This is a genomic window from Mesorhizobium sp. M1B.F.Ca.ET.045.04.1.1, from assembly GCF_003952465.1.
In the GTDB taxonomy this organism is placed as follows: Bacteria; Pseudomonadota; Alphaproteobacteria; order Rhizobiales; family Rhizobiaceae; genus Mesorhizobium; species Mesorhizobium shonense.
In genome coordinates this window covers 517,782-538,543 of record NZ_CP034448.1, presented here as the reverse complement: position 1 = coordinate 538,543, position 20,762 = coordinate 517,782, and the positions used below count along the sequence as shown (strand labels likewise).

Sequence of the window (20,762 nt, the reverse complement as noted above, 5' to 3'; positions counted from 1 at the left end):
TTCAACGTCGGCGATTGGCGAAAGCGACGGCGACATCCGATCTCCCTTGCGGGGGAGATGCCCGGTCCACCCTCCGTAGCTGCAGCGCAGCTGCTGCGAAGGACGGGCAGGGCAGAGGGGGGTGCGAAGGAACGCCATCGTCTGTGAGACTACTTCCCCTTCCACACCGGCTCGCGCTTTTCGGCGAACGCCCGGAACCCTTCCAGATTGTCCTCCGAGCCATAGAGGATATCGACCGTCGGCAGCTGGCGGCGGGTCACCTTGTTCATCGCGTCCTGGAAGGTCAGCGCTTCCGCCACGCGCGCCGTCTCCTTGATCGCCGCGAAGACCAGCGGCGGGCCGCTGGCCAGCAGCCTGGCGATCTCCCAGACGCGGTCCTCGAGCTTCTCCTTGGGCAGCACCTCGTTGACCAGGCCCCAGCGATGCGCTTCCGCCACATCCATCCAGCGGCCGGTGAGCAGAAGGTCCATGGCGACATGATAGGGGATGCGCTTGGGCAGCTTGATGGTGGCTGCGTCGGCCAGCGTGCCGGCACGGATCTCGGGCAGCGCGAAGGAGGAATGGTCGGAGGCGTAGATGAGATCGCAGGACAGCGCCAGCTCGAAGCCGCCGCCCACCGCCATGCCGTTGACGCAGGCGATCACCGGCTTGTTCAAGTCGCGCAGTTCCTGCAGCCCGGCGAAGCCGCCGACGCCGTAGTCGCCGTCGACCGCGTCGCCCGCCGCTGCCGCCTTCAAGTCCCAGCCGGCGCTGAAGAACTTGTCGCCGGCGGTCTTGACGATGGCGACGCGCAAGGCGGGGTCGTCGCGGAACGCCTTGAACGTCTCGCCCATCAGCCGCGAGGTCTTCAAGTCGATGGCGTTGGCTTTCGGCCGGTCGAGCGCGACTTCCAGGATGGTGCCTTCGCGGCGGGTGGTTATGACGTCAGCCATTCTTCTTTTCTCCAAGCACCAGCAGGGTGTCGGCGATCCACGCGCCCTTGCCTTCGGCGCAGACGATCAGCGGGTTGATGTCCAGCTCCTCGATCTCGCCTTCATTCTTCTGGACGAAGTCGGCAATGCCGGCGATGGCGTCGATGGCGGCCGCGACGTCGGCCTTCGGCCGGCCGCGATAGCCTTCGAGCAGCGGATAGAGCCTCAATCCACGCAATGCCGCCTCGATGTCGTCGCGCGTCGCCGGCAGCATGAGCGTCACGCTGTCGCGCAACAGCTCGACCAGCACGCCGCCGGTGCCGAGCGTCATCACGGCGCCGAACATAGGATCGCGGGTGAAGCCGACGATCAGCTCGGCGACGCCGTCGCGTACCATGCGCTCGGCATAGAGGCCGGTGCCGAGCGGCAGCAGGTCATGCGCCGCGTTGCTGACGGATTCGGCGTCCTTGAGGTTCAGCCGCACCGCGCCGACTTCCGACTTGTGCGTCACGCCCAGCGCCTTCAGTGCCACCGGGAAGCCGAGCGCCATCGACGAGATCACCGCCTCGACCGCGTTGGAAGCGCGCTCGCCTGTCGGCACCGGCAGGCCGGCCTTGATCAGCCTGTCCTTGGCCTCGGCCTCGTCGGGTGTGACATGGTCGCCATCGGTCGCGCCAGCCGCCGTGGTGTCGACCGGCTGCGCCGCGGGCTCGCGCCAGGCCCAGCCGATGAAGGCCGCCGCCTGGGCGGCGTCCATGGCTTCCGAAATGCCGAACAGTGGCACCATGCCGCGCGCCATCAGCCCGGCGGTGTATTCCTCCGGCAGGTTCTCGGGCAGCGACGACACGATCGCGCCTTGCGCCCTGTTGGTCTTCAGCGCCGCCTCGAAAGCGCGCAGCGTCGCCCACCAATCGGTGTCCGAGCAGCGGTCGGGGCGCGGGAAGTCGAGCACCAGCATGTTGAGGTCGAAGCCGCCCGACACCATGGCGGTGAAGGTGGCCGTCATCGCCGGCTCGTTGTTCCAGATGAAGGTGTGGTAGTCGAGCGGATTGGCGACCGCGACCAGGGGCCCGAGCGTCGATTTGACATGGGCGCGATGCTCGGCGCTCAGCGTCGGGAAATGCACCCAACGGCCTTCCGCGCTGTCGGCCATGACGGAGGCTTCGCCGCCCGAGCAGCTCATCGATGAGAGTTTGTAGCCGGGCAGCGGTCCGGTGATGTGCAAGAGCTTCAGCGCCTCGATGAAGGCCGGAATCGAATCGACGCGCGCGATGCCGAGCCGCTTCAGGAAGGCGCCGGAGGCGGCGTCTGAGCCGGCAAGCGAGGCGGTATGCGAGACAGTCGCCTGCCGCGCCTGTTCGGAGCGGCCGACCTTCATGGCGATGATCGGCTTCTTCAGCTCGCGGGCTCGGGCGGCCAACCTCTCGAAGCCGGCTACCGAGTCGAACGCCTCGATGTGCAGACCGAGCGAGGTGACGCGCTCGTCCTCGATCAGGCCGAGTGCCATTTCCGAAAGGCCGGTCTGCGCCTGGTTGCCGGCCGTCATCAGGAAGGCGATCGGCAGGCCGCGCTTCTGCATCGTCATGTTGATGGCGATGTTGGAGGACTGTGTGATGATGGCGGCGCCCTTGCCGCCGTCGGCCAGCCTGATGCCGCCGTGCTGGTCGGGCCAAAGCAGCGCGCCGTCAGCATAGTTGATCAGGCCATAGCAGTTCGGGCCGATGATCGGCATCTCGCCGGCGGCGGCGACGAGCTCCGCCTGCAGCCGCTCGCCATCCTCGTCATAGGCCTCGGTCTCGAGGAAACCGGCGGCAAAGCAGACGGCTCCGCCGGCGCCGCGCTCGGCCAGCGCCTTGACGACTTCGATGGTGAGATGCCGGTTGACGCCGACAAAAGCGGCGTCCGGCGCCCCGGGAAGGTCGGCGACGGAGCGATAAGCCTTGCGGCCGGCGACCTCGTCCTTGGTCGGATGCACCGGCCAGATCTCGCCGGCAAAGCCCATCTTGATCGATTGCGCGACGACGGCGGCGGCCTGCGCACCGCCGAACACGGCGATCGATTTCGGGCGCAGGAGACGTTCGAGTTTATGCATGGTCATCTTTTCGTTTGAGCGCGATCTTTTCCCAAAACCGGATCCCGATTTTTGGCGATCATGCTCTAACCCCGAACGGACGCAGCAACGCCCGCGAAATAATATGTCGCTGAATCTCCGAAGTGCCTTCCCAGATGCGCTCGACGCGGGCGTCGCGCCAGATGCGCTCCAGCGGCAGGTCGTCCATCAGCCCCATGCCGCCATGGATTTGGATCGCTTCGTCGGCAACGAAAGCCAGCATCTCGGTGGCCTTCAGCTTGGCCATCGCCATGTCCTGATCGGTGACGGTGCCCTGATCGTACTTCCAGCCGGCCTCGAACACCATCAGGTCGGCGGCCTTCAGCTCCGTCGCCATGTCGGCGAGCTTGAAGGACACCCCCTGGAACTTGCCGATCTGCTGGCCGAACTGCTGGCGCTGCGCGGCATATTCGATGGCGTGCGAAAGCGCGCGCTCGGCGCGGCCGAGGCAGGTGGCGCCGACCTGCAGGCGCGTGGCGCCGAGCCAGGAATTCGCCACCTCGAAGCCCTTGTGCACTTCGCCCAGGATTTGGCTCGCCGGCAGCCGGCAGTCGTCGAACTCGAGGATCGAGTTGGTGTAGCCGCGATGCGAGACGTTGCGGTAGCCGTCGCGCACCGTGAAACCCTTGGTGCCCTTGTCGACGAAGAAGGCGGTGATCTTCTTGCGCTTGCCGCGCGGCGAATCCTCTTCGCCGGAAGCCATGAAACAAATCGCGAAATCGGCAAGGTCGGCATGGGAGATAAAATGCTTGGTGCCGTTGAGCACCCAGTCCGAACCGTCCTGCACGGCGGTCGCCTTCATGCCGCGCAGGTCCGAGCCGGCGCCCGGCTCCGTCATCGCCAGGCAGTCCCATTTCTCGCCGCGGATGCAGGGGAAGAGATATTTCTCGCGCTGCTCCGGCGTGCCGGCGAGCAGGATGTTGGAGGGCCGCGCCACGCAGGTCCAGTGCAGCGCATAGTTAGCGCGGCCAAGCTCCTTCTCGTAGAGCAGCCAGCTGACCGTATCGAGACCGGCGCCGCCGACGTCGGCCGGCATGTTGGCGGCGTAAAGGCCGGCCGCGATCGCCTTGGCCTTCAGTTCGTCGATCAACTCGCGGCGCAGTTCGCCGGTGCGCTCCACCTCGCGCTCATGCGGGTAAAGCTCGTTCTCGACGAAGGCACGCGTCGTCTCGACGATGAGCTTTTGTTCTTCCGAAAGCCCGAAATGCATCGCCTCAGCCCTTCTTCTTGCTCTTCTTCGCCTTGTCGGCTTTTGCAGGCTTCACGGCTTTTGCCGGCTTGGCGGCCTTCTTCGCCGGCTTGTCGGCCTTCACCTTCTCCGTTGCCTTGGTGGCCGGCTTCGCCGCCAGCTTGGCGAGTTGTTTCGTATAATCCTTGTGCAGCGCGCCGGCACCCCAGCCCTTGCCCTTGTTCTGCTTCGACAGCGCTTCCATGATCGCGACCAGATTGTCGTCGCGGATCTTTTCCAGCTCGCGGATCGACAGGCCATTCGCCTGCTCGTCCGATTGCGTGGCGATCAGGTCGACCAGCTCGTCGTTGAACTCCGGCACGTCCATCAGCTTGGTCCACGGCCATTTCAGGCAGGGCCCGAACTGCGCCATGAAGTGGCGCATGCCGGCCTCGCCGCCGGCGACGCGATAGACCTGGAACATGCCCATCTGCGCCCAGCGCAGGCCGAATGAGTAACGCATGATGTCGTCGAGTTCCTCGACGGTGCAGATGCCGTCCTTGACCAGCCACAGCGCCTCGCGCCAGGCCGCTTCCAAGAGGCGGTCGCCGACGAAGGCCTCGATCTCCTTGCGCACCACCACCGGCTTCATGCCGATCGAGGCGTAGAGTTCCCTGGCGACCTCGATCGCCTCCGGAAAAGTCCGCTGGCCGCCGACGATCTCGACCAGCGGCAAGAGATAGACCGGGTTGAATGGGTGGCCGACCACCAGCCGTTCCGGATGCTTCTTCATCGCCACCTGCATGTCGGTCGGCTTGATGCCGGAGGTCGACGAGCCGACGATGGCATTGGCCGGCGCATGCAGGTCGATCTCGGCCAGCACCTTGTGCTTGAGGTCGAGCCGCTCCGGCACGCTCTCCTGGATGAAATCGGCGTCAGCCACCGCTTCGGCGATCGTCTTGGCGAAGGTGAGCTTGCCTTCCCTGGGCAGGCCGCCGGGCAGCATCTGCTTGTAGGCGCGCCGCGCGCCCTTCATCACTTCGCTGACCTTGCGCGACGCCTCGGGGTCCGGATCGAAGATCGACACGTCGATGCCGTTCAAGAGCAGGCGCGCCACCCAGCCGGCGCCGATCACGCCGCCGCCGATGGCGGCCGCCTTGTTGATGATGCTCATGCTCAGGCTCCGGTTCTTGTCTTGGCTGTTTCTGGATCGGTAAGCGGCACGCGCTCGCCGGCGCGGATCACTGTCGGGTCGTAGGCCTTGCGCGCGAAGACTTCGAGCACGAAGGGCCGGAAGAACTCGACCGGCAGCGTGTCGTAGTCGGGGTCGAAGCTCGACTGGTCCCAGCGCTCGCAGAACTGGTCGCAGTCATCGAAATAGAGATGGCCGGCAAAGCGGTCGCGGGCATGCCGGTTGCCGCCGAGATGATGCGCGTAATAGAGGCGCTGGAAGTCGCCGTGCTTTTCCACTACCCAGGTGCATTGCTCGCGCACGAAAGGCTTCAGGATCGTCGCGGCATATTCGTCGTGGTTGTAGGGCGCATAGATGTCGCCGATGTCGTGCAGCAGCGCCGCGACGATCCAGTCTATGTCGGCGCCGTCGCGCCAGGCGCGCGTCGCCGCCTGCAGCGAATGGCCGAGCCGGGTGATCTTGTAGCCGGATAAACCCTCATCGAGCTGCACGAGGGCGTCGAGCAGCCGATCGCCGGTCCTGGCGGCATAGTCGATCTCGTGGGCGGTCAGGAATTCGTAGTCTTGCCTGTCGCCATCCTTCATCGCGGTGAATTTGACGGTAGCCATTTTTTGACTCCCTTCAAATCACGCTGCGATCGGCGCCCGCTTCGTCAGGTTGAGCTTCTTGCGCACTTCCTCCGGCCCGAGCACGCGCGCGCCGAGATTGGTGACGATGCTCGCGGCACGTTCGACGAGCTGCGCGTTGGTCGCGAGCACACCCTTGTCGAGCCACAGATTGTCCTCCAGGCCGACGCGGACATTGCCGCCGGCCAGCACGGCGGCCGCGGCATAGGCCATCTGGTTGCGGCCGATCGAGAAGGCCGACCAGTTCCAGGTCGACGGCACGTTGTTGACCATCGCCATGAAGGTGTTGAGGTCGTCCGGCGCGCCCCACGGCACGCCCATGCAGAGCTGCACCAGCGCATCCGCGTTCAGAACCTTTTCCTCGACCAGCTGCTTGGCGAACCACAGATGCCCGGTGTCGAAGGCCTCGATCTCGGGCTTCACGCCCAGCGCCGTCATCATGCCGCCCATGGCGCGCAGCATGCCGGGCGTGTTCGTCATGACATAGTCGGCCTCGGCGAAGTTCATCGTGCCGCAGTCCAGCGTGCAGATCTCAGGCAGGCACTGACGCACATGTTCCATGCGGTTGGTGGCGCCGCCCATGTCGGTGCCTTTTTCGTTGAGCGGCAGCGGCGCCTCGGGCGAGCCGAACACCATGTCGCCGCCCATTCCTGCGGTGAGGTTCAGCACCACGTCGACGTTTGCCTCGCGGATACGCTCGGTCACTTCGCGGTAGAGATGCACGTCGCGCCTGGGCTTGCCGGTCTCGGGGTCGCGCACATGGCAATGGACGATCGCCGCACCAGCTTTGGCCGCATCGATCGCCGAATCGGCGATCTGCTTGGGCGAGCGCGGCACATGCGGGCTGCGATCCTGCGTGCCGCCGGAGCCGGTCACGGCACAGGTAATGAAGACCTCACGGTTCATCGCGAGCGGCATGGTCTTTCCTCCCAAATTCGATCAGCCATGCATGTCGCCCAAAAGTGGGAACCGATTTTGGGATAACGACATGCACCGAAACTAATCCAAGAATGACTCACTTGCCGGAAACTGTTTTGCGTTTTACGAAGTTCTCATGATCAAAAACGAAAAGCCGATCATCTTTCGGCCCGAGCGCGAGCCGCTCAAGGTGACGTTCCTGGTGTTCTCGGGCTCGTCGATCATGTGCGTGGCCTCGGCGGTCGACCCGTTGCGCGCCGCCAACCGCATCTCCGGCGAGACACTGTTCGATTTCAAGCTGGTCTCGGTCACCGGCGAGGCGCCGGTCACTACCTGCGGCCTGCCGGTCGCCGTCAGCGGCCGCTTCGATGCGGCCGAGCCGACCGACATGCTGGTCGTCGTCGCCGGCTTCGGCACGCAGAACTACGCCACGTCGGCGCTGCTTGCCGGCTTGCGGAGGGCGGCGCGTGCGGCCCGCGCCTGCGGCGGTGTCGAGGCCGGCACCTGGCTGGTGGCGCGGGCCGGCCTGCTCGAAGGCCGCAGCGCCACCACGCATTGGGAAGACATGGAGGATTTCTCCGCCGCCTTTCCGGGCGTCGACGTGCGGCCGGACCGCTATGTCATCGACGGGCCGGTCTTCACCTCGGGCGGCGCCTCGCCGACCTTCGACCTGATGCTGCATCTGGTTCGAACCCGGCTCGGCATGGCCGCCGCGCTCGATGTGGCGAGCGTCTTCATCTACGACCAGGCGCGCGCCGCGACCGACGCGCAGCCGCTGGTCTCGCTCGGCCGGCTCGACGGCTACGATCCCCGGCTCGCCCAGGCAATCCGGCTGATGGAAGCGCATGTCGACGAGCCGCTCACCATCGACGCGGTCGCAAAGCGCGCCGGCGTGACGGCGCGAACGCTGGAGAGCATTTTCCGCAAGTCGATCGGCGAGACGCCCGGCGCCTATTATCTGCGGCTGCGCCTCAGCGCCGCCCGGCGCCTGGTGGTCGATACCCGCATCGCCATGGCCGACATTGCCGGGCGCACCGGCTTTTCCTCCGCAGCCGCATTCTCCAGGGCGTTTTCCAGGGCTTTCGGCGAGGCGCCGGTCAGGCTGCGGCGCGGCTGATTATCCAGTCGGTCGCCGCCGCAAGATCGTCGATAACAGCCGTGGGCGCCGGATCGAAGCGCGTCTCGTCATTCGGGCGGTATTTGCCGGTACGCACGAGCAGCGCCGCGCCAAGGCCGGCACTGAGCCCGCCGGCGACATCGCTCTCCGCATCGTCGCCGACCATCACCGCATCGGCCGCCGTGCAGTTCAGACCGGCGAGCGCCGAGAGGAAGAAATCCGGCGACGGCTTGCCGAGCACGACAGGACTTCGCCCGCTGGCGAATTCGAGCGCTGCGACGAAGGCGCCGGTGTCGAGGCTGAGCAGGCCGTCGGCATCCTTGAAGGTGCGGTTGATGGCAAGCGCGACGAAATCGGCGCCGGCAACCAGCTCGCGGAAGGCGCGGTTGAGACTGGCATGATCGAAGGCCTCGCCGGCATCGCCGACGACGACGGCGCGCCCGCTGCCGCCCTCCAGTCCGGAAAACTCGACCTCCAAATCGGGATGGACGAGCAAATGCGGCTGGCGGCCATGCTTGCGCAGCCACTCGACGGCGGCGCGCGCCGGCGTCAGCAACTCTTCATCCGCAACCTCAATGCCCATGGCGGCAAGCTGCGCGATGATTGCGCCGCGTGGCGAACGTGTCGTGTTGCTGACGAAACGGAGTAACAGGCCTGCGTTGCGCAGGCGCTCGATGGCTGCCGCAGCGCCTGTTATCGGGGTGTCGCCGTCGTAGACGACACCCAGAAGATCGAGCAGCACCGCGCGTATCATCGGTTAAGGATGGAGAAACAGTCTCCGTTCGTCAAACCAAGGAAGAATCAGGCCTGGAAACAGGCCATGGAAGAATCAGGCGGCGTCGCGGCCTTCGCGAACAATGCGCGAGCGCATGCTCTTGGCCAGCGCCGTCTCCAACCGCGCGGCGACCGCGCGATCCCATTCGTTTGTCTTGCGGCCGCCGTCTTTCGAATGCGGCAGCGCCATCAGCCGATCGATGATCGAACCAGCCTCGCCGGGCGAGAGCAGGGCGTCGATTTCGCGTTCGTGCTGCATACGTTTCGCCTCCTTCGTTCCTTCCCGCCACGTGTCCACAATATAGGAGATCCGTGACGGCTGTTTGAAGGCAAGAGCGGGGCGATTGAGGGGCAGCGCGGGGCAAAACCTTGTCCTCGCCCGGAACCGGGGAGGTTCATCGTTTCACGGGATGCGGAACTGCTCTATCTATTTGTTTTTGAGGCGTTTCGGACGGAAGACCGTTGCACACTTTCCCCGAAACTGATGACGCCGCATCCGGCAACTGTCGAAGTCGGCGCCGCCCCTCATCCCCCTGCCGGGACCTTCTCCCCGTATAGTGACGGGGAGAAGGAGGCTGGCCGCGACGTCGGCGGCCGTCTTGCAACGTTGGCGATTGGCGAAACCGTCGATGACAGCGTCCCTCTCCCCGTCACTATACGGGGAGAGGATGCCGGCAGGCAGGTGAGGGGCAGCGCCGACGCTGAAGGACTTCTCCTCGCCGAGAAGCAAGCGAAGGCTGAAATCAGTGGAAGCGCACTATCCCTCAGACGTATCTGTTGACGATGTTTTCGAGCAGCTCCTGCCGGCCTGAGCGCGGCTGCGGCTCGATCTTTTTCTTCACCACGCGCTCGGCGATCTCTTCCAGCGTGCGCTTGCCGGAAAGCATCGCCTTGCCTTCTGCCGTGTTCCAGCCGGCATAGCGTTCGGCGAGCGGAGCGGACAGCGCCTTGTCCTCGATCATCTTCGCCGCCGCCTTGAGGCCGCGCGCGCAGGCATCCATGCCGCCGATATGGCCGATCAGCAGGTCCTCCGGGTCGAGCGACTGGCGCCTGAGCTTGGCGTCGAAATTGGTGCCGCCGGTCTTGAAGCCGCCGCCCTGCAGGATCTGGTAGTAGGCCAACGCCATTTCCGGCACGTTGTTGGGGAACTGGTCGGTGTCCCAGCCCGACTGGTAGTCGTTGCGGTTCATGTCGATCGAGCCGAAGATGCCGAGCGCATTGGCCAAGGCCAGCTCGTGCTCGAAGGAATGGCCGGCGAGGATCGCATGGCCCTGCTCGATGTTGAGCTTGACCTCCTTCTCCAGCCCGAAACGCTTGAGGAAGCCGTAGACGGTCGCGACATCGTAATCATACTGGTGTTTTGTCGGCTCCTGCGGCTTCGGCTCGATCAGGATCGTGCCCTTGAAGCCTATTTTGTGCTTGTAGTCGACGACGAGGTTGAGGAAGCGGCCGGCCTGCTCCTGCTCGCGCGCAAGATCGGTGTTGAGCAGCGTCTCATAGCCTTCGCGCCCGCCCCACAGCACGTAGTTCTCGCCCTTCAGCCGCTTGGTGACGTCGATGCAGCTCTTCACCGTCGCCGCCGCATAGGCGAATACGTCCGGATCGGGATTGGTGGCAGCACCCGCCATGAAGCGGCGATGCGAGAACATGTTCGCCGTGCCCCAGAGCAGCTTGACGCCGGTTTGTTTCATCTTGGCCGAAAAATAGTCGGCGATCTCGTCGAGGCGCGCGGCGCTTTCCGAAAAGTCCTTGCCCTCGGGGCGGACATCGGCGTCGTGGAAGCAGAAATAGGGGATGCCGAGCAGCGAGAACATCTCGAAGGCGACATCGGCCTTGAGCTTCGCCAGCTCCATCGTGTCGACGCTGCCGGCCTTGGCGAACCACGGGCGGTCGAAGGTCTGGCCGCCGAACGGATCGCCGCCCTGCCAGGCAAAGGAATGCCAGTAGGCGACAGCGAAGCGCAGATGGTCTTCCAGCCGCTTCCCGGCCACCACTTCGTCCGGGTTGTAGAACCGGTAGGCGAGCGGATTGGTCGAATCCGGCCCCTCATACTTGATTGTCTTGATGTCGCCGAAAAAGCCGCTGCTCATGGTTTCCTTCCTCTCCAAGTGCTTCCGCCCGATTACCTCAGGCGTAATTGGTTTCGCTCTTCCCTTGGGCGAAAAACGTCATGTCGAAACGATCCAACGAAGGATGAAGACAATGACCGACCTCAACACGATCGCCCGCAACTACATCACCGCCTGGAACGAGAGCGATGCGGCGCGCCGCAAGGCCCTGCTCGAGGCAGCCTTCACCCGCGACGTCAGCTATCGCGACCCGGTCATGCAGGGCGATGGCCATGCGGGCATCGCCGCGCTGATCGACGGCGTCCAGCAGCGCTTCGCCGGCTTCCGGTTCTCGCTGAAGGGCCAGCCGGATGGGTTCGCCGACCGCATCCGCTTTTCGTGGAACCTGGGGCCAGAGGGCGCAGAATCCGTCATCGAAGGCACCGACATCGGCGTCATCGAGAACGGCCGCCTGAAGAGCGTCACCGGCTTCCTCGACAAGGTGCCGGCGCAGTGAGGACAACTGGGGAGGGGAGGTGCGAGGCACCCCCCTCTGTCCTGCCGGACATCTCCCCCTCAAGGGGGGAGATCGGATGTCGCTCCGGCTTTCGCCAATCCCCAGCGTTGCAGGAAAGAGCGGGGCGTCCCAACTGCCAATCTCCCCCTTGAGGGGGAGATGCCCGGCAGGGCAGAGGGGGTGCCTCGCGCCGTCCCATGCGACTACGGGGTGCCTCGCGCATACTCACGCAGTAACAGCCCTGATCGCCGGATAGAGCGCCCGATAGCGCTGATAGGCATCTGCAAAAGCGCCGCCAAGCCCGGCGTCCGGCTCGATCGTGGCGTCGGTCGCCGGCGCGGTGCAGACGGCAAGCGGATCGGCGTCAGTCGCGGCGATCAGGCCGAGCCGCGCCGCGCCGAAGGCGGCGCCGAAATCGCCGTCGGCCGGAATGTCGATCGGCACCTGCAACGCGGTGGCGATCGCCTTCAGCCAGTAGCGCGAGCGCGAGCCGCCGCCGATCGCCGTCACTCGGGTCAGCGTCGTGCCGGCCATCTTCAGCGCTTCGAGACTGTCGCGGAAGGCAAACGCCACGCCTTCGAGCACGGCCTGGGTCAGCGCGGCCCGGCTCGATTGGTGGGCGAGGCCGGTGAAGGATCCGCGGATGGCGGAATCATTGTGCGGCGTGCGCTCGCCGGAGAGATAGGGCAGGAAAGAAACGCCCGTCGGCGCCTTGAGCTTGTCGCCGAGCTCCCCGGTCAGGTCGCCGGCGCCTTTGCCGGTGATCTCCGACAGCCAGTTGAGCGAATCGGTGGCCGAGAGGATCACGCCCATCTGGTGCCAGGTGGCGGGCAGCGCATGGCAGAAGGTATGCACCGCGCTTTCCGGATTGGGCAGATAGGAGGCGTTGGCAGCAAAGAGTACGCCGGACGTGCCGAGAGAGACGAAAGCGTGGCCGGCGCGAACCGTGCCCATGCCGCAGGCCGAGGCCGCGTTGTCGCCGGCGCCGCCGGCAACCGGGATGCCGGCCGCAACGCCCCATTTCGAAGCAAGTTCGCCACGCAAGGCGCCGGCCTTCGCCGTGCCTTCGGTGAGCGACGGCATCTGTCTTTCGTCGAGCGACGTCGCGTCGAGCAATTCCGGCGACCAGCGGCGCTTGCCGACGTCGAGCCAGGACGTGCCGGCCGAGTCCGACATTTCCGAAATGTGCTCGCCGGTCAGCCAGAGCCGCAGGAAATCCTTGGGCAGAAGCACCTTGGCAACCCTGGCGAAGATTGCCGGTTCGTTGTTCTTCACCCAGGCGAGTTTCGGCGCCGTGAAGCCGGGGAAGACGATGTTGCCGGTGAGCTTGCGGAAGCGCGGGTCGGCGTCGAGCGCTGCAGCCTCGACATGGCTGCGCGTGTCGTTCCACAGGATGCAGGGGCGCAGCACCTTGTCCGAGGCATCGAGCAGGGTAGCGCCATGCATTTGGCCGGAAAGGCCGATGCCTTTGACGGCCGCCAGTTCCTTCGGATGGGAAGCCCTGAGCTCGACGATCGCCGTCTCGCAGGCCTCGATCCAATGCGCTGGCGTCTGCTCGGACCAGCCGGGATGCGGGCGCGAGACATCGAGTGAGCCATGGCCGGAGCCGATGACTTTCTGCCCGGCATCGATCAGTAGCGCCTTCACGCCCGAGGTGCCCAGGTCGAGGCCGAGATACATGATTTCCTCCCACTGCCATTAATTTTTTCGGATCTCGAAAAAATCTGGCTTGGCCAGTTCTTATGACAAGATCCGCCTCGGGTCAATTCTCCGACAAATCGGCCGCGCGTCGCGAGAACAGCGCCGACAGCGGGCTCTCCGGCCGCGCCAGTTGGCGCTCGGCGGTCAAGGCCCGTGCCAGTGCGCCATCACCGGCGCGAAGCGCGGCCTCGATCAGCGTCAGGTCGATCACGTCGCGTTGCGCGTGGCTGCCGCCGAAGCGATGGGCAATCGAGCGGATCGGCCGGATCAGGCGCACGGATTCGGTGTAGCTGCCTTCGCCGAACTCCTTGATCGCCAACGTCAAGGGATGGCCGACGTCGCGGGTAAAGGCGGCATTGTCGTCGCTGCCATTCATCGCTTCGCGCTGCGCCTCGAGCAAGGTCCGCGCCGGCGCCTCCAGCCCCGCGCCGACAAAGGCCATCATCGCATGCGCGTCGTTGAAGGCATAATTGCCGGCGGCGGCCTTCGGCATCCAGTTCGCGGCAAGTACCGCCCAGCGGTCGCCGACATCGACGCCGCCGAGATGGAGGCGCCATAGGATCGCCGAGGCATCGACCATGTTGAGCGCCAATGTGGAGCGGTCGCCGTAGATCGGCCCGTCATAGAGTTTGAGCACCTCGTCGGTCTCGCCGAGGTCGTAGTGGAAAAGCGCCAAATGCCACCAATTGTGGATCTTGAGGAAGCTGTCCTTCGTCCACGCCTGCGGGTTGGCGCGCATCCAGGCTATGCCGTCCCTTTGCCGGCTCTGCATTTCCATGACATGCGCGACCGCGTGCTGCGCCCACCCGTCGCGCGGCTCGATCGCGATCGCCTGCCGGCCGAAGGATTCTGCGCGGGCATAGTCGCCCATCTCCTCCAGCCCGAAGGCCTGCATGCCGAGAACGGCATGGTAGCCCGGCATGCCCTTTTTCCAGGCCGGCAGCGCCCGGCCGATGCGGTCGCGCAGCATACGGGCATTGCCTGTGAAGAAGTCGATCTGGTGTCCCACCTGCAGCGCCACCGCGTCGAGCGGCTCGTCGATCGCGATATCCTCGAGGATGCGAGCGGCCTCATGCCAACGGCCCTCGGCGAGATGGCCGAGGGCGCACACATGCGCCTGTTCGCGCGTTGTGCCGGCAAGCGGCAGCGCCGCAGCATGACACGATCGCGCGACAGTCATTGCCTCGCGCTCGGTGGCGAGGCCGAACAGGTAGCCTTTGAACACATGCGCCATCACGAAGCCGGGGTCGCCGGCGATCGCACGGTCGATAGAGCCGACCGGGTCGCCGATGAAGCATTGCAACTCGTGGACGGCTCTGGCGTAGGACGAAAACCCGGCTTCGGTCGCGCCCGAATAAGCCAGGCCGAATGCATCCGTTAGCGCCATGCCATGTCCTCGTCTTCGCCTGTTGAAGACGATCCTAGAACATCGATCGCCGACCCGCCAACCGGAGTGAGCGGTCTCGGCGGTGAACCCGTCTCTGCCTCAATTCCCCGAGCGCACCGCCACCGTGGCGATGCCGGCGCCGACCAGCAGCGTCCCGCCGGTGCGGTTGAAGATGCGGATCGCCTTCGGGTTGCGCACGATCGCGCGGGCCCTGGATGCCACCAGCGCATAGCCGAAGGCGTTGCAGAAGGCGAGTGCCAGGAAAGTCGTCTCGAAGATCAGCATCTGCGTCCAGAAATCGGCGTGCCGGTCGAGGAACTGCGGCAGGAAGGCGACGAAAAACGTGATGCTCTTGGGGTTGAGCGCGGTGACCAGCCAGGCATGCGCCATCATCCTTGCCGCCGACACCGCATCGGTGCGCGGCTCGGCCTTCAGCGCGCCACCGGCGCGGAAGAGTTTGATGCCGAGATAGATCAGATAGCCGGCGCCGATAATCTTGAGCACGGTAAACACGGTGGCCGAGGCCGCGAGCAGCGCGCCGATGCCGAGCATCGACAGCGTCATGGCGGTGAAGTCGCCGAGCGCGACGCCGACCGCCATCGGCAGCGCGGTGCGCCAGCCCTGGCCCAGCGCATAGGAGACGACCAGGAGGATCGTCGGACCCGGGATGACGAGAAGAATGGTGGAGGCGGCGGCAAAGGCAGCCCAGTTTTCGAAGGACATTTCCTACTCCTTGAGCGCAAAGAACAGGATAAATCCTGGGGTTGTCGCGATTGTAAAGAGGGCAATCGGGAAAATCTTCGGCGCTGGCCCGGCGTCTTCCTTCGGCGAAGTAACGGGCTGTTAGGGTTAAGCCCGGCCTTCGGCCTTTCACGCTTTTTCAACCATGAATGATGAAAATGCCCGCCATTCGGCCGGACCGTGCTTCCCGCCGACAGCGTAGGGTCTGGTGCATGCGCGAGTTGCCGCAAAGTCTGACGCCGCCTTCGAACGGCGACACAATCGAAACCGAAATTTCCCGCCGCTCCATGCTTTCCGGCATGGGCGCCATGGCGCTGCTCGGCATCGCCGGCTGCAGCACCACCGACACGCTCGACCTGCCGCAATTGCAGCTCGACGACACGGTGACAGGTTCCGTCCACCCGATGCGCCCGGCGATCAGCGTCGACAAGAACATCACCGGCCCGGACGTGATGTATGCGTCCCTCACCGATGGTGGCTTCCAGGTGCCCGCCGTGCCATGGCAGAAGGTCAAGCCGGAGTTTCGCCGCCAGATCGTCGTCGACAAGACCGGCGAGGCGCCCGGCACCATCGTCGTCCATCTCAAGGAACGCATGCTCTATCTGGTCCAGCCGGGCGGCGACGCCATCCGCTACGGCGTCGGCATCGGCAAGGACGGTTTCCGCTGGTCGGGCCGCGCCAACATACAGTATGGCCGCGAATGGCCGGTCTGGACGCCGCCGCCGGAAATGATCCAGCGCAAGCCGGAGCTGGTGAAATGGCAGGGCGGCCAGCCCGGCGGCCTCACCAATCCGCTCGGCGCCCGCGCGCTCTACATCTACCAGGACGGCAAGGACACCGGTTACCGCATCCACGGCTCGCCCGAATGGTGGAGCATCGGCCAGGCGATGTCGTCGGGCTGCGTGCGCCTGATCAACCAGGATATCATCGACCTCTACAACCGCGTCTCGAAGAAGAACCCGGTCGTCGTCGTCTGATCAGTTTTCTTCCGTTGCGCGATGCCGCAAGACGGGCGAAGGTGCCCTGAAACACGTCGCTCGGGAGAAGAAGATCATGGCCGGAACTTTCGTCATCGCGCAGGGCGGCGGCCCGACCGCCGTCATCAACCAGACGGTCGTCGGCGCCACGCTGGAGATCCGCAAGCGGCATCCCGGCGCCAAGGTCCTGGGCTCGATCCATGGCGTGCGCGGCATCCGCGACGGCAACTATGTCGACCTCTCCGCCATCCCCGAAAACCAGCTGCGGCTGATCGCCGGCACGCCGAGCGCCGCCCTCGGCTCGACCCGCGACAAGCCTGACGCCGCTTATTGCGAGGTCATCCTCAACGGCCTGAAGAAGGCCGGCGCCGACGCCTTCATCTATATCGGCGGCAACGACACCTCCGGCACCCAGCAAATCCTGACCGATGCCGCCGGCGGCACGATGGCTTTCGTGCATGCGCCGAAGACCATCGACAACGACCTCGAGGAGAACGACCACACGCCGGGCTTCATTTCGGCCGCCGAATTCGTCGCCGGCGCTTTTCTGTCCGTCGATCTCGATTTCCGCGCGCTGCCCGGCATCTATGTCGGCATCGTCATGGGCCGGCATGCCGGCTTCCTGACCGCCGCCGCGGCCGCCTGGCAGCTCGATCCCGACAGCGGCCCGCATCTGGTCTATGTACCGGAGCGCGCCTTTTCCGCCGAACGCTTTATCGACGATGTCCGCAAGACGCTCGACCGCCACAAGCGCTGCATCGTCGCCGTCTCGGAAGGCGTCAGCACCGCCGACGGCAAGGCGCTGGTCGAAAGCCTGGTGCCACCGGAAAAGCTCGAGCGCGACCAGCATGGCAACGTCAAATTGTCGGGCAGCGACCTGCCGGCGGCGCTCGAGCGCGCGCTGGCCGAAGGCCTGCCGGGCAAGCGGGCGCGTGTCGATGCGTTGGGTTACATGCCGCGCGGCTATGTCGGCGCGATCAGTGCCGTCGACGCCAAGGAAGCCTTCGATGCCGGCGCCTTCGCGGTTGCCGTCGCCGAGGAAGGCGGCGGCTCGGTGGCGCTGCAATTTGATGGAACGAAGACCGTGCTGAAGAAGGTGCCGCTCAAGGCGGTCGCCGGCAAGACGCGTCACATGCCGGACGATTTCATGAAGCCCGACGTCAATCAGCTGTCAGAGGCCGGCATGGCCTATCTGAAGCGGCTGGTGCCGGAAAAGTACAAGGTCGGAAAGCCCTTCGTCTGATGGGCGAGCTTGCGGTGGGCGACTGGTTCGGCACGGCCATTGTCGACACCAGGACGACGATGCTGACTGAGCCGTTCGTGCATGATTTCGTGCGCGCCAACATCTGGCATTTGAAGGGCCGCGACGCCGACCTGCTGGTCGACACCGGCATGGGCATCTGCCCGCTGGCGCCCGAGATCGATACGCCGGCGGGGAAGCCGCTGATTGTCGTGGCCACCCATATCCATCTCGACCATGTCGGCTCGCTGCACGAATTCCCGCTGCGTATGGGGCCGAAGGTCAGCGCAGCGCAGTTTGACAGCATGGATGATGCCGTCACCTATGCCTACATGTTCCACAATCTCGACGGCGCCGTGTCCAAATTGCCGGCGCCCGACTGGAAGGCGACTGACTACGGGATTCCCTCGGCGCCACTGACCCGCACGCTCGACGAGGGCGATGTGGTCGATCTCGGCGACCGAAAATTCCGCGTGCTGCATCTGCCGGGACATTCGCCGGATTCGATCGCGCTTTTCGACGAGGCCGACGGCCTGTTCTTCGCCGGCGACGCCATTTATGACGGCATGCTGATCGACGATCTGCCGGATTCGGACCGTGCTGCCTATTGCCGCACCATGCAGCGGCTGCTCGACCTGCCGATACGCATCGGCCATGGCGGCCATGGCCCGAGTTTCAACGGCCAGCGCATGCGCGAGATCGCCTCCGCCTATCTGCGCCGGAGAGAGCGCTTCGTGAGCGCTCTCTGAATTAAATCTTCGTAAGGTCGCCTCAAAACCCTAATTCGGGCCATTCCTCACCCTAGATGCATGGCTGTCGATCCGGCCGGCTGCCTGCACGGCGAGACAGGCAATCCCGGTCGTCGACACGCCGACGGGTGCGTGCTTCACGAACCGCCCCGCGGCGCCGGATCAACTCTCGCCCGGACAGAACGACCATGTCACCTATCAGCATTCTTCGCAGACATCGCGTCGCGGCCCTGCTGGGCGCTGCGCTGATCATCTCTCCCGTCGTGGTTTCCTTTGCGCAAAACGCCGGCAATGCCGGCCTGAGCAACGTGGTCGCGACGACACAGACGCCGGTCGCCGGCATTACCGCCCCGAACGGCTCGTTCGCGCCGGTTGTCGCCACCGCCAAGCCGGCTGTCGTGACGGTCACGACCGTCATGAAGGCGCAGGCCGGCCCGACGGGCGACGGCTCGCCCTTCGACGGCAATTCGCCCTTCGACCAGTATTTCCAGCAGTTCTTCGGCGACCAGGGCATCCCGGCGCCCAAGACGCCGCCGCAGCAGCAATCGCCGCGGCAGGAGGCTTTGGGCTCCGGCTTCATCGTCGGCGCGGATGGCAGCATCGTTACCAACAACCACGTCGTCGACGGCGCGACCTCGATCAAGGTGACGCTGGACGACGGCACCGAGCTTCCCGCCAAGCTCGTCGGCCACGACGCCAAGAACGATCTGGCGGTGCTCAAGGTCAAGGCGAGCAAGCCGCTGCCGACCGTCAAATGGGGCGATTCCGACAAGCTGATGACCGGCGACCAGGTGCTGGCGATTGGCAATCCGTTCGGCATCGGCACCACGGTTACCGCCGGTATCGTCTCGGCGCGCGGCCGCGACCTGCATAGTGGGCCGTTCGACGATTTCATCCAGATCGACGCGCCGATCAACCACGGCAACTCCGGCGGTCCGCTGGTCGACGTCAGCGGCAATGTCATCGGCATCGACACCGCGATCTTTTCGCCCAACGGCGGCAGCGTCGGCGTCGGCTTCGCCATCCCGTCCAACCAGGCCCAAAAGGTCGTCGCCAAGCTGATGAAGGGCGGCGATATCGAATACGGCTATCTCGGCGTGCAGATCCAGCCTGTCACGCAGGATGTCGCGAGCGCCATCGGCCTCGATCATCCGGGCGGCGCGCTGGTCGCCCAGGTCACCGATGGGTCGCCGGCGGCCAAGGCCGGCATCGAGACCGGAGACGTGATCACCGGCTTCGGCGGCCAGGAAATCAAGGATCCGAAGGACCTGTCGCGCGCCGTCGCCGACGTTTCGCCTGGCGCCAAGGAGACGCTGAGTGTCTGGCGCAACGGCAAGGCCATGCAGATCTCCGCCGATGTCGGCCGCAACACCGAAGACGCGCAGACCGCCTCCAATGGCGAGGAGGGCAAGCCGTCCACCGAACAGGGCTTGCGCGTGCCGTCGCTTGGTCTTGGCCTGACCGATATCACGCCCGACATCCGCCAGCAGCTGAACCTTGCCGACAACCAGCGTGGCGCCGTCGTCGAGCGTGTCAACCCGGACAAGGCGGCGTCGTCCGCCGGCATCGAGCCGGGCGATGTCATCGTCGCCGTCGACCGCACGCCGGTAAAAAGCGCCAGGCAGGCAAACCAGGCGATCGCCGAGGCCGGCAAGTCCGGCAAGAAGTCGGTGCTGCTGCTGGTCGATCGCGGCGACGCGCAGATATTCGTCGCCGTGCCTTTCGCCGCCGGCTGAGGCCGACAACGCCCTGCCGGCACGGAACAATTCCAGGAAAAGTGCGTCGCGGTTTTCCGTCCGGAATTGCGCGGAGAAAGAAACCTGGAGCGGATCAGCGATCCTATCAAACCGCTCCAGGCGGCAGGCCATCCGCCAAGATTTCTATTGCCCGCCGGGGCGTCTTCGAGAACAGTGCCGGGATCGATCAAACCAATTGCGAGTGGTATCTCGATGGTTACCCGCGGCTTCTTTTCCGGACGGCGTCCTCCATCGGACACCGATGCGCGCATCCCGCCGGGGCAATATCTGGAACAGGGTTTTCCGGTTCTCTCGGCAGGGCCTACCCCGCGTGTGCGTACCGAGGACTGGTCCTTCACGCTCAAGCACGGGCCGAAGCCGATCAAGAAATGGAACTGGGCCGAATTCAACGCCCTGCCGCAGGGCAAGATGACCCGCGACATCCATTGCGTGACGGCCTGGACCAAGTTCAACACGCCCTGGCAGGGCGTGCTGATCGACGACGTTCTTGCCGATGCCGGGATCGCGCCGCCGACCGCCTTCACGCTGGCGCTGTCCTTCGACGGCTATTCCACCAATGTGCCGACCAGGGACCTTGTCACCGGCAAGGCGATGGTGGCGCTGCTTTACGAGGGCAAGCCGATAACCCCCGATCATGGCGGGCCGGCGCGGCTCTTGGTGCCGCATCTCTATTTCTGGAAGTCGGCCAAATGGGTGAACGGGCTGCAGTTCACCGAGCGCGACGAGCCGGGTTTCTGGGAGCTGCGCGGCTATCACATGTATGGCGACCCCTGGCGCGAGCAGCGCTATTCAAGCGATCCGTGAAGGGGCGATCCGTGAGGGGCCGATC

19 protein-coding genes are annotated in these 20,762 nt (G+C 65.2%); 7 read left to right on the top strand and 12 right to left on the bottom strand.

Translation table 11 applies throughout. The annotated features are described in order from the left end of the window. Positions 1 to 149: 149 nt before the first annotated feature. The 6 genes from EJ071_RS02505 to EJ071_RS02480 are packed head-to-tail and all read right to left on the bottom strand — an operon-like array spanning position 150 to position 6,925. Positions 150 to 932 carry a carnitinyl-CoA dehydratase gene (locus EJ071_RS02505; protein ID WP_126096675.1) on the bottom strand — a complete coding sequence of 261 codons (783 nt, stop codon included), beginning with the start codon at positions 930 to 932 and terminating at the stop codon, positions 150 to 152. Then, positions 925 to 3,003 (bottom strand): acetate--CoA ligase family protein, encoded by a 2,079-nt coding sequence (locus tag EJ071_RS02500; RefSeq protein WP_126096674.1) that lies wholly within the window; start codon positions 3,001 to 3,003, stop codon positions 925 to 927. The genes EJ071_RS02505 and EJ071_RS02500 overlap by 8 nt, the downstream gene beginning before the upstream one ends. 58 nt (positions 3,004 to 3,061) lie before the next feature. Continuing rightward, on the bottom strand, positions 3,062 to 4,231 hold the full coding sequence (locus EJ071_RS02495; RefSeq protein ID WP_126096673.1) for an acyl-CoA dehydrogenase: 1,170 nt from the start codon (positions 4,229 to 4,231) through the stop codon (positions 3,062 to 3,064). Positions 4,232 to 4,235: 4 nt separating this feature from the next. Continuing rightward, the gene (locus EJ071_RS02490; RefSeq protein WP_126096672.1) at positions 4,236 to 5,363 is read right to left on the bottom strand and encodes a carnitine 3-dehydrogenase; all 1,128 of its coding nucleotides are present in this window, start codon (positions 5,361 to 5,363) and stop codon (positions 4,236 to 4,238) included. 2 nt (positions 5,364 to 5,365) lie between these two features. Further along, on the bottom strand, positions 5,366 to 5,989 hold the full coding sequence (locus tag EJ071_RS02485; RefSeq protein WP_126096671.1) for an HD domain-containing protein: 624 nt from the start codon (positions 5,987 to 5,989) through the stop codon (positions 5,366 to 5,368). 18 nt (positions 5,990 to 6,007) lie between these two features. Further along, on the bottom strand, positions 6,008 to 6,925 hold the full coding sequence (locus tag EJ071_RS02480) for a 3-keto-5-aminohexanoate cleavage protein (RefSeq protein WP_126096670.1): 918 nt from the start codon (positions 6,923 to 6,925) through the stop codon (positions 6,008 to 6,010). Positions 6,926 to 7,061: 136 nt separating this feature from the next. On the opposite strand from EJ071_RS02480, the gene EJ071_RS02475 reads away from it, so the two are divergent. After that, positions 7,062 to 8,042 carry a GlxA family transcriptional regulator gene (locus EJ071_RS02475; RefSeq protein ID WP_126096669.1) on the top strand — a complete coding sequence of 327 codons (981 nt, stop codon included), beginning with the start codon at positions 7,062 to 7,064 and terminating at the stop codon, positions 8,040 to 8,042. On the opposite strand, the gene EJ071_RS02470 is transcribed toward EJ071_RS02475, so the two are convergent. The 3 genes from EJ071_RS02470 to xylA all read right to left on the bottom strand — a co-directional run bounded on the left by EJ071_RS02470 (position 8,023) and on the right by xylA (position 10,906). Beyond that, the gene (locus tag EJ071_RS02470; protein ID WP_348628132.1) at positions 8,023 to 8,784 is read right to left on the bottom strand and encodes a TIGR01458 family HAD-type hydrolase; all 762 of its coding nucleotides are present in this window, start codon (positions 8,782 to 8,784) and stop codon (positions 8,023 to 8,025) included. The genes EJ071_RS02475 and EJ071_RS02470 overlap by 20 nt on opposite strands. 87 nt (positions 8,785 to 8,871) lie before the next feature. Continuing rightward, a complete protein-coding gene (locus tag EJ071_RS02465) occupies positions 8,872 to 9,075 on the bottom strand; it encodes a hypothetical protein (RefSeq protein ID WP_126096667.1) in 204 nt (67 codons plus the stop codon). Between the two features lie 505 nt (positions 9,076 to 9,580). Further along, positions 9,581 to 10,906 (bottom strand): xylose isomerase, encoded by a 1,326-nt coding sequence (gene xylA / locus EJ071_RS02455; protein WP_126096665.1) that lies wholly within the window; start codon positions 10,904 to 10,906, stop codon positions 9,581 to 9,583. A 112-nt stretch (positions 10,907 to 11,018) separates the two neighbouring features. On the opposite strand from xylA, the gene EJ071_RS02450 reads away from it, so the two are divergent. Next, positions 11,019 to 11,381, top strand: a complete 363-nt coding sequence (locus EJ071_RS02450; protein WP_126096664.1) for a nuclear transport factor 2 family protein — start codon at positions 11,019 to 11,021, stop codon at positions 11,379 to 11,381. Positions 11,382 to 11,606: 225 nt separating this feature from the next. Here EJ071_RS02450 and xylB read toward each other — a convergent pair whose 3' ends face one another. From xylB to EJ071_RS02435, 3 genes are all read right to left on the bottom strand, one after another. Next, positions 11,607 to 13,061, bottom strand: coding sequence for a xylulokinase (gene xylB / locus EJ071_RS02445; RefSeq protein WP_126096663.1), 1,455 nt, complete (start codon positions 13,059 to 13,061; stop codon positions 11,607 to 11,609). 82 nt (positions 13,062 to 13,143) lie between these two features. Next, positions 13,144 to 14,469 (bottom strand): tetratricopeptide repeat protein, encoded by a 1,326-nt coding sequence (locus tag EJ071_RS02440; protein ID WP_126096662.1) that lies wholly within the window; start codon positions 14,467 to 14,469, stop codon positions 13,144 to 13,146. Between the two features lie 99 nt (positions 14,470 to 14,568). Then, the gene (locus EJ071_RS02435) at positions 14,569 to 15,192 is read right to left on the bottom strand and encodes a LysE family translocator (RefSeq protein WP_126096661.1); all 624 of its coding nucleotides are present in this window, start codon (positions 15,190 to 15,192) and stop codon (positions 14,569 to 14,571) included. Positions 15,193 to 15,422: 230 nt separating this feature from the next. Here EJ071_RS02435 and EJ071_RS02430 point away from each other — a divergent pair, with 230 nt between their 5' ends. From EJ071_RS02430 to EJ071_RS02410, 5 genes are all read left to right on the top strand, one after another. Next, positions 15,423 to 16,187, top strand: a complete 765-nt coding sequence (locus EJ071_RS02430; RefSeq protein WP_126096660.1) for a L,D-transpeptidase — start codon at positions 15,423 to 15,425, stop codon at positions 16,185 to 16,187. 76 nt (positions 16,188 to 16,263) lie between these two features. Continuing rightward, positions 16,264 to 17,430 (top strand): diphosphate--fructose-6-phosphate 1-phosphotransferase, encoded by a 1,167-nt coding sequence (locus EJ071_RS02425; protein WP_126096659.1) that lies wholly within the window; start codon positions 16,264 to 16,266, stop codon positions 17,428 to 17,430. Then, the gene (locus EJ071_RS02420; RefSeq protein ID WP_126096658.1) at positions 17,430 to 18,176 is read left to right on the top strand and encodes an MBL fold metallo-hydrolase; all 747 of its coding nucleotides are present in this window, start codon (positions 17,430 to 17,432) and stop codon (positions 18,174 to 18,176) included. The genes EJ071_RS02425 and EJ071_RS02420 overlap by 1 nt, the downstream gene beginning before the upstream one ends. Positions 18,177 to 18,364: 188 nt before the next feature. Continuing rightward, positions 18,365 to 19,912 (top strand): DegQ family serine endoprotease, encoded by a 1,548-nt coding sequence (locus EJ071_RS02415; RefSeq protein ID WP_126096657.1) that lies wholly within the window; start codon positions 18,365 to 18,367, stop codon positions 19,910 to 19,912. A gap of 213 nt (positions 19,913 to 20,125) precedes the next feature. Further along, on the top strand, positions 20,126 to 20,737 hold the full coding sequence (locus tag EJ071_RS02410; protein ID WP_126096656.1) for a molybdopterin-dependent oxidoreductase: 612 nt from the start codon (positions 20,126 to 20,128) through the stop codon (positions 20,735 to 20,737). The last annotated feature ends 25 nt before the right edge of the window (positions 20,738 to 20,762 follow it).